Here is a 13,953-nt window from a genome sequence, read left to right on the forward strand (position 1 = left end):
AAACCAATGGCCGCACAACGCGCAATCTTCACCATTTGCTCTAACAACTATGTACCTATGGCCAAGGTACTTTTGGAGAGCGTCCGGCGACACCACCCGGAAGCCGCTGTCTACCTCTGTCTCGCCGACGAGATGCAGCCGGAGATGGTGGACTATCCCAATGCATGCAAGGTCATCACGGCTGCAGAGCTGCATATCGATGACTTTGAATCATTCGCGTTTCGCTATGACATCATGGAATTCAATACGGCAGTCAAGCCGTTCATGTTCCGTGCGTTAAGAAACCGCCGCCACGACCACATCGTCTATCTAGACCCCGATATAGAGCTGCATGCGCCTTTGGACAAGGTTTTCGAACTGCTGGACGCTGGCGCCTCGTTTGTCCTGACGCCACACCTGACCCGACCTGCTGAACGCGATACCTTTCCTGACGATGTGGGCATCATGCGCGCAGGTGTCTACAACCTTGGGTTCCTGGGCGTCGGTGCAACCGAAGAGACCGAGGGACTCCTGCGCTGGTGGGCTCGGAGACTTCAATACGACTGTGTCAATGAACCAGACTCGGGCCGGTTCGTCGATCAGAAATTCATGGATCTAATTCCTGGATTTGCGGCCAAGGTTCAAATTCTCAGGGACACCGCCTACAACGTCGCCTACTGGAACCTTCACCAGAGAAAGCTGTCGGGCACGGTGGGCGCATGGGAAATTGACGGAAGACCACTTCGATTTTTTCATTTCAGCGGCATTGATCCGCACAATTTACGCCGCTTGTCCAAATACACCCAGGCCTTCTGTGACTCGGACATTCCCCAGCCGTTGGCTGATCTCATGCGGGGCTATGCATGCCGGGTGCTGGCCAATGGGCACGGAAATATCCCCACAGGGGCCTACGCCTATGGGCGTTTTGCTTCGGGCACCCCCATCCCTCAATGCGTCCGCCGCATGTTCCGCGACCGGCATCTACGTTGGCTGGGAGGCGATCCCTTCTCCACCTATGAGGACTACCTGCATCTGCCAAGCCCCACCGCAAGCAGTGGCGCGTCGGGCCAGGTAACACGCCTGAGCGCCGAGTTACACCGCAACGAATCTTGGCTCCGCCACGCTTTTGATTTATCCACGGCACAAGGCACCGACAATTATCTGGAATGGCTCCGTACCCATGGACGGTCTTGGTTCGAGGGTCGATCCATGATGACGCCCAGACAGGCCGTCGCGGAGCCAAGGGTATACCAACACTTGGAGCCTCAGCCACTGGAAGCGTCTACCCCGCCCACTGTCACCGTGGTGGGCTATCTGAGACTGGCGCTCGGGGTGGGCGAAGCTGGCAGGCAGGTGCTGCGCGCACTCCATCAAGGCCAAATCCCGGCACGTGGGCTGCCGATTGACATCAGTGCCTTGTCCGACAAAGTGGAACAGCCGCTGGAAGAATTGTTTGTGGATCGGTCGCGTGCGCCCATAGAGATCTTCAACATCAACGCGGATCAGTTGCCACTTGTGCTCAAAACCCTTGAGTCCTCCCTGCATTCCAAGGCGTGGCGAACCGTCATGCCCTTCTGGGAACTAGAGAATTTCCCCGCCCCCTGGCTGAAAGCTCTGGAGCTGGTGGACGAAGTGTGGGCCCCAACACGTTTCATCCAGTCCATGCTGAAGCACAGGACTCGCAAGCCGGTACGCTACATGCCGCTGATGCTCACTTTTGATGCTCCCGCGTCAGTGGATCGGGCGCAATTTGGATTGGATGCAGGAGGATTCATCTTTTTCTTTTCCTTCGACTGCCTTTCATTTGTTGAACGCAAGAATCCCATGGCGGTGGTCCGAGCGTTCCGCCGAGCCTTTCGACATCGCAACCCCATTGCACAAGCAAAGTTGGTTATCAAAGCACTGAATGCAGATAAGCTGTCGACCGAAAAGCCGCCGGCTTGGGTGGAGGAGTTGCGCAGCGATCCGGACGTTCAATTGATCGAGAATACCTTGAGCCGTGAAGCAACTCTGCAACTTATAGGGTGTTCCGATGCGGTTGTTTCATTGCATCGCAGCGAAGGCCTCGGGTTGTTGATTGCGGAAGCCATGGAACTAGGTAAGCCAGTGATCGCCACTGACTACTCAGCCACCACGGAGCTGATTTCGAACCAGACTGGTTGGCCGGTGGACTACAGATTGGTCCCTGTCCCCGAGGGGCATTACCCGTTTTACACCGACCAAGTGTGGGCAGAGCCAGATGAGGTGCACGCAGCATGGCAGATGCGTTCGGTATACCTTCTTCAAGAAGAGGCCGCGCGCCGGGCACGCAACGCTCGCGATCTGTTGCACCAACAGCACGGTCTGGCTGCATGTGCTCAACAGCTGCGCAGCCGAATTGAGGAAGTGCTCAGATTGCAACCAGCCGCATGATGGACAGCGCACAAGATGGGCCCGTAACGGAACTCTCCAGCGAAAGGGAATGTGCAGTGGAGCATGCGATCGACAATCACCGCACCGCTGAACTTGCGGAAGCCATGGGCCGACCAAGTGGGGCAGCAGCTTTCGTCCAGGGGACTAAGAGGACCGTTCTCTGCGAGGATTCCTTACCGAGCTCACCGAAAGCTGAATCGATGTACGCCCCCAACTGCCAAGATGAGAAACTCGACCTATTGGACGCTCAGGCAGAATGCCGACGCCTTGTTCGCGCGGGCGTGCAAATGCACGAAGAAATTCTCTTGCTGCATCGCGAGTTGTCCGCCACAAGGCTGCAAGTGCAGGCACTTTTGTCAGACCAGCGGGAGTCCGCCCAAGACAAGGTCAAACTGCAATTTCTCGAAGCGCGGGTAGAGGCGCTCCTGCACTCGGCCTCCTGGCGCATCACCAAGCCCTTGCGATTGCTGTACAGGCTTTTGGTCGGCCACGCTTGATAATACGCCGCGAATGGAAGGCTGAGTAAAAGTAGCCAACAGTGCAATACCGATCACTGCAAAGTTGAACCGGTATTGCGACTGCAGTTGAAGCATGGAGTGCAGCTCAAGCTTTGATCGGAGTGCATGCCAAGATTTGACTACATGCAACCCGTAGGTACCCGCAGACAGGCACACCAAACCCCAGTGCTGTACCAAGGCGCTACACACGGCGAGCAGCAGATAAGCCAAGCTGAATAGCGCTAGGGCAGAAATGAAAGTGACCTTTCGCCCAAAAGCTACAGCGTTGGTGCGGATTCCGTTGGCGAGGTCTGCATCATGGCCCCGAACTTCATGCATGAGGTGCCCAGCTGCGAAAACCACACCAAAGTAGCATGCAAAAATAACGCTTGGAAAATCCAGCGGGGCAATTGCCAGATATCCCAACAGGAAATGCAGACTGCCTCCCACAAGGTGCAACAAGGACCCTGCAACCGGCGCACTCTTGAGGTGCAAGGGGGGGGCAGAGTAAATAGCACTGGTTGCCAGCATGCCTGCGGCAATCCACAACGCTGGAGCCCCCAAGTGGGCAGCGACCACCAGCCCTGACACCGCAAAAAATTGCGCAAGCCACCACATGGCACGCCGTGTTACCCCCAGCGATAGAAAAGTTCGCGCCCTCCGTCCTGGGTCCTTCAGATCGCTGTCGATTCCCGCCCAATCGTTCAACACGACGATGTGCGCCACCAGGCTGACGCTTGCACATACCACTGCCGCAAGCACAGCCAGGGCATCCGACCAAGGGAGCCCTTGCCCGGCACGGTAGTGCGCGAACGCGAACCCGATCAATGGAGTTCCCTGAAGTACCGCCACCTCATCCAGACGCACGCAAAACAGCCAAGGGTGTTGCCACCAAGAACGCGTTTCCACCGGGAAAATCTCTTTCATCGACGAAGCGCAGCCGCAGGACCGGCCTGCTCTGTTGCCGCGAAAAGGCGCAGCCAAAGCGCCAACCCCAACTCGGGCGACCAGTAGTATCGGCGCACCGTGGCAGTCAGGTCATTGTGAAAGTACAACAGGGGCGACTGCCAAACGCGCGAGAACCCACCCTCAGCCACCTGTCTCAGCAGGTCTTCATTTATCTGGAGCTCGTGCCGGTCAATTCCCGCTTCTGTGACCTGAATCCGCTCAATGATCCGTAACCAAAGCCGCTGATCGGCATCTTCGACGGTGAGCAGAGATTGAGGCAGCTTGATGGGACATCCCATGGCACGCAACGCGGGCAATCGCCACACAACGGCAGCCGGCGCTTTTTTGTAGTAAACCCAAAGAGACGGGTCCTCAGAGCGCGATTGCAGCACTTTGCAGAACTCCCGTGCCGCAGTGGCATCCACTTGGTTAAGCCACATCAGGACATGGATCTGGATGCCAATGTCAGCAGGATTGGGGTCCCTGCCAGGATCAACGCAATCGTAGTGGTCAGATGTAGATAACCATGTGCGGTAAAGACCCTCTGGCGTTTTGAATGCTTCCAGCATGGCGCGGGCCCTTGCCTTCAGCTTGTCATCTGACACCGGCGCCAATCGCCAAACCAGCGCAGTATCGTCCGCATCTGGTGTGATCTTGCACCCCAGTACACCGTGGGAAGGCATATCAGGGCGCCCATGGTAGCGAACGAGGCCCGACTCCTCCTCAATTTGCATGGAGAGAAAGCCCTTGGCCCGATTGAGCATGCCGGAGAGCTCCCATCGATCGCTCACTGGGCTAAGCAGATCGACGATTGCCGCGGTAGAGAACACGTTTAACTCGATGCCCGGTTTGTCAAAGCGCGTATCACTTGTGTAGTCGGTCAGCCAATAGCCGCCCCTGTCTTGTTGATGCTCCAGCAGCTTGGCGGCGAGTCCGGCCATATCGCTCATTGGCATGCTGGGAGACCAATGCGGACGAGTGGCCGTAGCCGTAACCGAGAACTTCCTGGCGATGAGGTGCTGTGATGTAAGGGAGAGGCTCTGCTGTGGCAATACGACGGAGACTTGGTGCTCCCCCTCGGTCAAGCTGCGCGCTGGGATACGGACTCTCCATCCGCTTGGACTGCTGATCCCCAGCACTTGCTCTACGTCCGGCCGCCTGTGGAAGGCGTCGATCACCGCGACCCGCTTGCCGTCGAGCCACAGTTCTAAGTTTTCAGGCGCAAGTTGGCCGCGCGTGGTCCATCCTACAACGTCAACACCCCGGTTGGGATACACGTGCACCACATCAATCGCCCCTTTCCAGGAAGCCTCAGCGGGAGTCAATGCGACCAACGGGGCAACAACCACAGGCTTTGGTAGTTCGAATGCCTGAAGTGCCCAAGGCGGGGCATTGGGATGCGAACGGACCCAGGCACTGAATACGGGACGGTCCGACTTCATGAGCGAGGCAGGGAAAGATATTTTCCACGCCCCTGCGGCGGAATTGCCCATGAACTTCGCTACATCCTCACGGTACTCAAAATGATTTGCACCACCTGGTATACGCACCCCATCGACCAATAAATGGACATCAAACGGTTGACGACTGCCGAAAAGCGACCACCCCTCTACGGTGGCAGTTCCATCCGAGGAAATACTCAGTCGGTCGATTGATCCGTAGAGGCCCGGGAACAGATCATTGAAAAACACGGGCAGGGATTTCCACGGCGAATGAGCAAACATCCAAGCAGCTTTTTCTGCATTTACTTTGTGCTCTTTATAGTTTCGTCCGGGATGGTCTCCAAGGTAGGCTGCGTGGGCAATGCCGTTGTAGCCAAATGCTCCGATCAAAGAACTGACAACAGCAATCAACCCAAGCGCCGCAAAAGCCCTGCGACCGATGACTCCGAAATGACGGATTACAGGGGGCAGCGCCCAAAAGAGTAGCGGCAACGCGTCCGTCAAGAATCGCGGCCCCCAACTCACTCCGGCGATCCAGTTCACCGCTCCGTAGAAAAATATCTGACACACAACGGCAGCCCCCACGGCCATGGACAGCAAACGCGTGCGAGGTTGCTTGGCATGGAGCAGCAACCCCAGTGGAGCAAAGGCCAGGAACGGAGAGAACGTCAGCAAGCCATGCACAGGGCTTACTAACAAGCCCCAGACTCCTTCCAAGGTACCCGTCCAGGACATGAGGATCCGATTTCCTCCAAGTGCGAGGCCGTATCCACCCAAAACATGGCCCACCACTTGAAGGTTGTACGCAAATGTGGCGGCTACCGGGAGTGCCCCCCCAAAAACGAAAAATCCGAAATTCCGGCGGTCGAGTGCAAACGCATATGCAACAAAGGCCATGGCCAAAATTGCGTCCGGTTGCCGATTACAGCCGAGCAATCCGCAAAGCAGTCCCCCAAAGAGGGCCCGTCCGGGCGATTTTTGCTGACTCACAGCCAACCACAGCAGGCCAATTACAAGCAATTGCGCTACACCATGCATCCAAAGCGCTTGGCTACTGATAACCCATGTGGACGTACCAAATGCGAACAAGGTGGTCAAGCTTGCTGCAACGGGCACCTCGGATTGCCGACGAAGCAACAAAAACATCCAAGCCACACATATGCTCGTGACGAAGGACGCTGCCAGTTTTTCCATAACGCGAGCGACCCGTTCAACACGCTGTGGGCTCCAGTCCGTGGCATTCAAATAGATGACCGCGGGCAAATAGAGCGGCGCTACAACCAGTGGCGTGACGGGTGGATACATCGACACCAGCTTTTCCTGCTGAGTCTTTAACATCCACCAAGCTTCACCCTGCTGACCCGACTTCTGAGGAACAGCGAGTCCTTGAGCCACGTGGTTTGCGATGGGATCTAGAAGGAGACTGCCATTTTTCCAAATCGACAAGGGCAGATATCGCGCTGCATAGGTGTCCACCGCACCTATCGTTCTCAAATTGCTGTTGAAAACCAGAAAACTTGTGCAAAAGAGCAGCAAGGCAATCTGCAGGTTTCGGTCCCACCGCACAAAGTGCACAGTCCGGTCGAGTACACGTTGCCAAATTGCCGTGCAAAAAAGATGAACACTCATGACCTGGTAAAACCTGCGGGGACAATTGGGGGGACGGGACACGGGAAAATGAGAGGCGCTAACCCGAGCCTGCCCCAGGAGTTCAGAGCCTCACAGTCGGGGGCGAAAACGGCTACTCATCCCCGTCAGATGGTGGAAAGCAAGGACAATCGGTCGCTCAGTGTAACAATGCCCCCGGTGCGTAGCGAGTGGTGCCATTCTGCTCAAATGAACGCGAATGTGGACCGCATATGCCCTCAGTTGCCAACGATTTGCCGCTCCTGCCCTGGTGTCTGGACGTTAGCTTTTTTGCGGTAGACCCTGTACTCCTTCAACAAAGCCCCCCGACATTCAGCTGCGCACCAATATTTTCAGCGTTTCGTTTTTCTTGAGATGCCCTGATGCCTAAGTTGTGCGCAAAGCTCATTGTGCTCATGCCCGTGTACGAGGACGCGGAGGCCTGCTCGCAGTTGCTACGACATCTCGAGATCAGCATTCAAGAACCTTACTGCGTCGTGGTCGTAGACGATGGGTCGCTGCGCCATCCATTTGTATATCCTGTTGCCAGAAATTCCGCGCAGGATCTTCGCGTCATACGCCTGAGCAGAAATCGGGGACATCAAGCGGCGATCGCAGTCGGTCTGCGTTACATCGCGAGATATGTGCGCACTGATCAATGGGTGGTGGTCATGGATTCCGACGGGGAAGACGTACCCGAGGCGATCGCTGAACTGGTGGCCCAAAATGAGGCAATCGTCGATGTCGTGGCGGCCTCCCGCGGAAAACGCAATGACGGACCTCTCTTTCAGCTGCTCTATGCTGCCTACAAGGCACTCTTCCGCTGCCTGACGGGCTACCGGATGAACTTTGGCAACTTCATGGCACTCCGGGGGACTGCGGTTCAGCGGCTGAGCACGATGACAACACTCTCCCAGCACCTTGCTGCCACTGTGCTTGCATCTGGTCTGGAGATGCGAAAAGTGCGAGTGGACCGCGGGCGGCGGTACGCAGGCCGCTCCAAGATGAACTTGCGCAAACTTGTGCTGCACGGTGTGGCTTCGCTCGCAGTGTTGGCTCCTGTGGTCCAGCGTCGGCTCGCTCTGAACACCGCACTCTTCGCGGGGCTGGCGTCAGTCGGCGGAATGGTCCTGGGTGGACTTATGGCGGCAGGACTGCACGCCAACCTCTCGTCCGTCGCCATGGCTGTTGTTGTTGTCTCGGCTGTGGTTGTAGTGGTATCTGTGGGGCTGTCCTCGCGACTGCAAAAGCTCCGCAAGCGGACTGAACGGGCGCTTGATCGGGCGCAACCGTTCTCGATTCGGATCGAGACATCGGAGGACCTTGTTACTGGCGGTACCCCAGCCCCATCAGCGAGACTGCTTGCTCAGCCGACCTCAGGATGCAGCTTGTCCGGCAACAACATCTCACACTCACTCCTTCCGCAGGATATTTGATGGAACGTGCAGCTCTCTCCGTCGCGGGAATAGCGACCTATGCAGCCATTGCAGTAGCTACATATTGGATTTACATCCGATTATTCAAAGTAGATGTTGTATTCTACGCGGCCATTTGGGCTTGCACCCTCGCATTACTTGCATATACCCTCCTCATCACAATCACACCATTTTCAAACTACTTCAACCCACTGGAGAAATTTCAAAATATCGCCATCTGTGGACTGCTCGGCTATATATTGGCAATCACCTTTCCGACCATCATAGACCGCTCGCTGTCGTTTTATTTTTTAGAAAAAATCCAGCAACGTGGGGGAGGCATCCAATTGAATTATCTAGACTATATATTTCGCGAGGAATACATCAAAGAGCATCGACTGATGGAGGTGAGGCTCACTGAGCAAATAGAGTCTGGCACCCTATTTGTCGACCAGGGAAGTTGTATCCGCCTGACCACGCGGGGAGAGCTCCTTGCGACGTTCAGTCGCTTCTTCAGGTCTCATTTTCTTCCGCCAAAACGCCTGATCGCTGGCGAATACTCCAGCGACCTTGTGGACCCCTTCCTGCACAAGAATACGGTGCCAAACTATCTTTGCAAGCAGTAGACTCGTACCGTGAATCGCGGTATGAACATTTTCGCAATTCCCACATCTTGCGAGATTAATTTTTGAAAAATGAGGAGTCAATTTGAATTTCGAAAAAGCCCAGCAACTGGTCGCCTCTGTCAAGCATTGGCATCATGCATTCGAAATTTACCCTGGCCTCGTGACACCCGGCAGTTACAATCCAGGATTTTTACTTAATGATATCGATTTCGCTCAAGATTTAAATGGCCAGAGAGTTTTGGACATAGGGTCGTCCGACGGATTTTTCTCGCTGGCCGCCAATCAACGGGGTGCTGAGGTAGTGGCAGTCGACTATCGGCCTAAAAATGCTCATGGCTTTGGTGTCATGGAAGAGATTACAGGGCGGAATTTTCAGTACCACCGTGCCAATATCTACGACCTGACTGCGGATGAGCTGGGAACTTTTGATCACGTACTTTTTCTGGGCGTCCTGTACCACCTGCCAGATATGGTGAAGGCAATGGCGATCGCTCGCTCTCTGTGCAGGGGTACCTTGCACCTCGAAAGCCATGCTGCAAACGACCTGGGTTTGCAAGAACCTGTCGCCCGTTACTACCGGCACTCCTCCCTTGCAGGCGATATTACGAATTTTTGGTCTCCCAATGCGGAGTGCATCCGGGATATGGCCTTCGACTGCGCATTTGACCTGGTATCGCAAAGAACCTGGGGAGATCGGTATTTTGGGCGCTTTCAGATCAACGAGGAGCCGTCGCGCAAGAGCAAACTTCAATGGGGCTACGGTCTGCTCAGATGAGCGTCCCGCAAGTAGCGCAATTTGCAGACAAGAGCGTCTGAGAAGCACGATGCAACCTGCGCGACGGGCGTCATCAGTCTGCGGCCCACTTCCAATGTGCATCGAACCTGGATATTTCAACGCCCGCGAATTTGCCCAGGCTTTGCTCAGCTGAGCCTCGCGATCTCCCCTCAACCTTGCGAGCAATGGCCCCATCCGGGGCCATTTACACGTTTACGGATCGCAACGTTTCCTCCATCATGGGCTTTCCCCTCGGAAAGCACGGAGGCCCATGTTCATTGAGCTGGTCAAAGGCGTTGCGCTGCTGCTGGCGCTGTGCTTTCTGCATGGGTTCAACATCCGCGTCTGGCGCCAGCACCCGTGGGTGGGCCAGGTCTTTTCGGGGCTGATCTTCGGCGGCATCTGCGTGGTGGGCATGCTCACCCCGGTGGTGCTGATGCCGGGCGTGATCTTTGACGCGCGCTCGGTGGTGCTGAGCATGGCCGGCCTGTTTGGCGGCCCGCTGGTGGCGGGCATTGCGGCGCTGATGGCGGCCACCGGGCGCCTGTGGCTGGGGGGCGCGGGTGCCGAGGTGGGGCTGATGGTGATCGCGCTGTGCACGGCCATGGGGCTGGTGTACCGCGAGGGCCGCGCCCGGGGGCGGCTGGGGGTGGAGCCCGTCCCCCTCGCGCTGTTCGGGCTGCTGCTGCACACGGCGGTGATCGCGCTGTTTCAGCTGCTGCCCGCCGAGGCCGTGCAGCGCATCAACCAGACGCTGGCCCTGCCCTATCTGCTGACCTTCACTCCCGCCACGGTGGTGCTGGGCCTGCTGCTGCACGATGTGGAGCAACGCATGGCCACCGAGCGTGCGCTCACTGGCACGGCAGCCCGCCTGCATGCCATCACGCAGGCCATCCCCGATGTGCTGCTGGTGCTGGATGCCCAGGGCCGGTATGTGGAGGTACTGTCCCCCAACGACGCCACCCTGGTCGCCAGCGCCCCCGAGCTGGTAGGTAAACGGCTGCACGATGTGCTACCCGCCGAGCAGGCAGAACGGTTCATGGCGCTCATCCGGGACACGCTGCAGTCTGGCCAGACCCACAGCGTGGAATACGAGCTGCAGACCCTGTCAGGGCTGCGCCAGTTCGAAGGGCGCACCCAGCCCCTGGGCGTGCAGGTGGGTGGCCAGGCGGCTGTGGTGTTCCTCGCCCGCGACATCACGAAGCGCAAGCAGGCTGAAAGTGCGCTGCGCGAGTCCGAGCTGCGTTTTCGCTCGCTGCTACGCAACATCCCGTCCATCTCGGTGCAAGGCTACCTGCAGGACGGCACCACCAGCTACTGGAACCAGGCGTCCGAGCAGCTGTACGGCTACACGGCCGAAGAAGCCCTGGGCGGCAACCTGCTAGACCTCATCATCCCGCCGCCCATGCGCGACGGCGTGCGGGCACACATGCAGCACATGTTCGCCACCGGCGAGGTGATCCCGGCGGGCGAGCTGCAACTGCAGCGCAAGGACGGCACGCCGGTGCATGTGTTCTCCAGCCATGCCTACATCCAGGTGCCGGGGCACCCGCCCGAGATGTTCTGCATCGACATCGACATCTCGGGCCGCAAGGCCGCCGAGGACGAGGCACGCTACCTGGCGTTCTACGACGCACTCACGCAACTGCCCAACCGCCGCCTGCTGGTGGACCGGCTGCAGCAGGTGCTGGTCAACGGTGCGCGCTCGGGCCTCACCACGGCCGTGCTGTTTGTGGACCTGGACAACTTCAAGACCCTGAACGATACCCGGGGCCACGAGGTGGGCGACCTGCTGCTCAAGGACGTTGCCCAGCGCCTGCGCAGCTGTGTGCGCGAGCAGGACACCGTGGCCCGCCTCGGAGGTGACGAGTTTGTGGTGGTGCTGCAGAACCTGAGCAGCGACGCCCCCGAGGCCGCCGCGCAGGCGCGCACGCTGGGCGAGCTGATCCTGGCGCAATTGCGCCAGCCCTACGAGCTGGCGGGGCACGAACACCACTTCACCGCCAGCATCGGCGTGACCCTGCTCAATCACCAGCGCGACTCGGTGGACGAGGTGCTCAAGCAGGCCGACATGGCCATGTACCGCGCCAAGGACGCCGGGCGCAACACACTGCGCTTTTTTGACCCCGACATGCAGCAGGCCGTGAACCGCCGCGCCCTGCTGGAAACCGAGCTGCACAACGGCCTGCGGCGCGCGCAGTTCCTGCTGCTGTACCAGCCGCAGGTGGACAGCCAGGGGCGCGTGACCGGCGCAGAGGCCCTGGTGCGCTGGCAGCATCCGGTCCAGGGCATGGTGCGGCCGTCGGAGTTCATTCCGCTGGCTGAAGAATCGGGCCTCATCCTGCCACTGGGGCACTGGGTCATGGAAACCGCCCTGCGCCAGCAGGCCCGCTGGCAACAAGACCCGCAGTTTGCGCAGCTGAGCCTTGCCATCAACGTGAGCGCACGCCAGTTTCTGCAAGACGACTTTGTGGCCCAGGTGCTGGCGCTGGTGCAGCAGACCGGCGCCAACCCCGCGCAGATCAAACTGGAGCTGACCGAAAGCCTGCTGCTGGACAACGTGGACAGCGTGATTGGCACCATGCGCGCCCTCAAGGCCCATGGCCTGGGGTTTTCGCTGGACGACTTTGGCACGGGCTACTCGTCGCTCAGCTACCTCAAGCGCCTGCCACTGGACCAGATCAAGATCGACCAAGGCTTTGTGCGCGACGTGCTGCTGGACGCCAGCGACGCGGCCATCGCCCGCTCCATCATCGCGCTGGCTGGCAGCCTGGGCCTGTCCGTGATCGCGGAGGGGGTGGAGACCACCGCCCACTACCAGTTTCTTTTGGCCCATGGCTGCCAGGCTTTCCAGGGCTACCTGTTTGGCCGCCCGCTGACGCTCGAAGACTTTGAAAGCCGGGTGCGGCAAGAGGTATAGCGGGGGGGCGGAGACTGCCACCGCGCCAGCCATCGGGTACCCGGCAAAAGGAAGCCAGAAAGAGGGCAAGGCAACATTCAAGTTCTTTCTCCGTGGCGTCGATATCTTTGTGTGGAAGCCCTGGAGGTGTCCCATGAAAATTGAATCGTCCGCCCTGCAGATGCAGGCCCAGCACGTTGCCAGCCGCGTGCACACCCAAAGCAGCCACTTTGAAGCCTGGGTCGGCGATCGCCGCCCCACCAGCGCCCCTGGCCTTACCCGAGCGGCACCAGCCGTACAAATTTCCAGCGCAGCACGCCTGGCCCGCGCCGCCCAGGAGGCCATCGACCCCACCCATGCCGCAGATGCCGCGCCCGGCAGCAGCCCCAGCGACGGCCTGACACCCCAGCTGGCCATGATCCGCGACCTGATTGCCCGCATGACGGGCGTGCAGGTGCGGGTGTACACCGGCCAGACGGAACCCGCACCCTCCCCACCCGCCAGCCGCCCCGCGACAACGCCGACCGCCGATGCAGGCCGTCCCCGTGCCGGGTGGGGCCTGCTGGTGGAGCAGCGCGAAGTGGTCGTAGAAACCGAAAGCACCCAGTTTGCCGCCCAGGGCACCGTGCGCACCGCCGACGGGCGGGAAATCCGCTTCAGCCTGCAGCTGGATATGCAGCGCAGCTACCGCCAGGAATCATCGTTCAGCCTGCGGCTGGGCGACGCTGTGGCGGTAGACCCGCTGGTCATCAACTTCGACGGCTCGGCCGCGCAGTTGCAGGAGCTGCGCTTTGCGTTCGACCTGGACAGCGACGGCCAGACCGACAACGTGCCCCTGCTCTCAGGCAACCGGGGCTACTTGGCCCTGGACCTGAACCACAACAGCCGCATCGACAACGGCCGGGAGCTGTTCGGCCCCGGCACCGGCAACGGCTTTGCCGAACTGGCCGCCTATGACAGCGACGGCAACGGCTGGATTGACGAGGCGGACCCGGTCTTTCAGCAGCTGCAGGTATGGACCCCGTCGGCGGATGGCGCCGAGGGCGCCGGCAGCCTGCGCACCTTGGCCGACGTGGGCGTGGGCGCACTCTCCACCAACGCCGTCGTCACCCCTTTTGCCCTGCGCACCGCCGACAACGCCAGCCTGGGCACCGTGCGCTCCACCAGCGTCTACCTGCGAGAAAACGGCAGCGTGGGCACGGTGCAGCAGGTGGATCTGACCGTCTGACGATATTGCAGCGACAGCCCGCCACTATGATTTTTATAGCTTCACAGGCATGAAACACTAGCGCTTGATGGCAATTTGACTCAAAAAAGTCCAACGGTATCAATGA

8 protein-coding genes are annotated in these 13,953 nt (G+C 58.9%); 6 read left to right on the forward strand and 2 right to left on the reverse strand.

The features are described 5' to 3' along the window. Nucleotides 1–6: 6 nt before the first annotated feature. The gene (locus tag IB236_RS09380) at nt 7–2,391 is read left to right on the forward strand and encodes a glycosyltransferase (RefSeq protein ID WP_192420285.1); all 2,385 of its coding nucleotides are present in this window, start codon (nt 7–9) and stop codon (nt 2,389–2,391) included. Nucleotides 2,392–2,747: 356 nt separating this feature from the next. Here IB236_RS09380 and IB236_RS09385 read toward each other — a convergent pair whose 3' ends face one another. Beyond that, nucleotides 2,748–3,815, reverse strand: coding sequence for a UbiA family prenyltransferase (locus IB236_RS09385; protein WP_192420287.1), 1,068 nt, complete (start codon nt 3,813–3,815; stop codon nt 2,748–2,750). Beyond that, nucleotides 3,812–6,907, reverse strand: a complete 3,096-nt coding sequence (locus tag IB236_RS09390; protein WP_192420289.1) for a hypothetical protein — start codon at nt 6,905–6,907, stop codon at nt 3,812–3,814. Before IB236_RS09390 ends, IB236_RS09385 begins: the two co-directional genes overlap by 4 nt. A gap of 413 nt (nt 6,908–7,320) precedes the next feature. Between IB236_RS09390 and IB236_RS09395 the strand changes: the two genes are divergently transcribed. From IB236_RS09395 to IB236_RS09415, 5 genes are all read left to right on the forward strand, one after another. Next, complete coding sequence (locus tag IB236_RS09395; RefSeq protein ID WP_192420291.1) at nt 7,321–8,340, forward strand: glycosyltransferase; 1,020 nt, start codon at nt 7,321–7,323, stop codon at nt 8,338–8,340. Continuing rightward, the gene (locus IB236_RS09400; RefSeq protein ID WP_121942150.1) at nt 8,340–8,945 is read left to right on the forward strand and encodes a hypothetical protein; all 606 of its coding nucleotides are present in this window, start codon (nt 8,340–8,342) and stop codon (nt 8,943–8,945) included. The genes IB236_RS09395 and IB236_RS09400 overlap by 1 nt, the downstream gene beginning before the upstream one ends. An 82-nt stretch (nt 8,946–9,027) precedes the next feature. Next, nucleotides 9,028–9,720: a bifunctional 2-polyprenyl-6-hydroxyphenol methylase/3-demethylubiquinol 3-O-methyltransferase UbiG gene (locus IB236_RS09405; RefSeq protein WP_121942149.1), complete on the forward strand. Its 693-nt coding sequence runs from the start codon at nt 9,028–9,030 to the stop codon at nt 9,718–9,720. 271 nt (nt 9,721–9,991) lie between these two features. After that, nucleotides 9,992–12,640, forward strand: a complete 2,649-nt coding sequence (locus tag IB236_RS09410; RefSeq protein ID WP_192420293.1) for an EAL domain-containing protein — start codon at nt 9,992–9,994, stop codon at nt 12,638–12,640. Nucleotides 12,641–12,773: 133 nt separating this feature from the next. Beyond that, nucleotides 12,774–13,847, forward strand: coding sequence for a hypothetical protein (locus IB236_RS09415; protein WP_192420295.1), 1,074 nt, complete (start codon nt 12,774–12,776; stop codon nt 13,845–13,847). Nucleotides 13,848–13,953: the final 106 nt, after the last annotated feature.

Source organism: Acidovorax sp. ACV02, assembly GCF_014851475.1.
Lineage (GTDB): Bacteria > Pseudomonadota > Gammaproteobacteria > Burkholderiales > Burkholderiaceae_C > Acidovorax > Acidovorax delafieldii.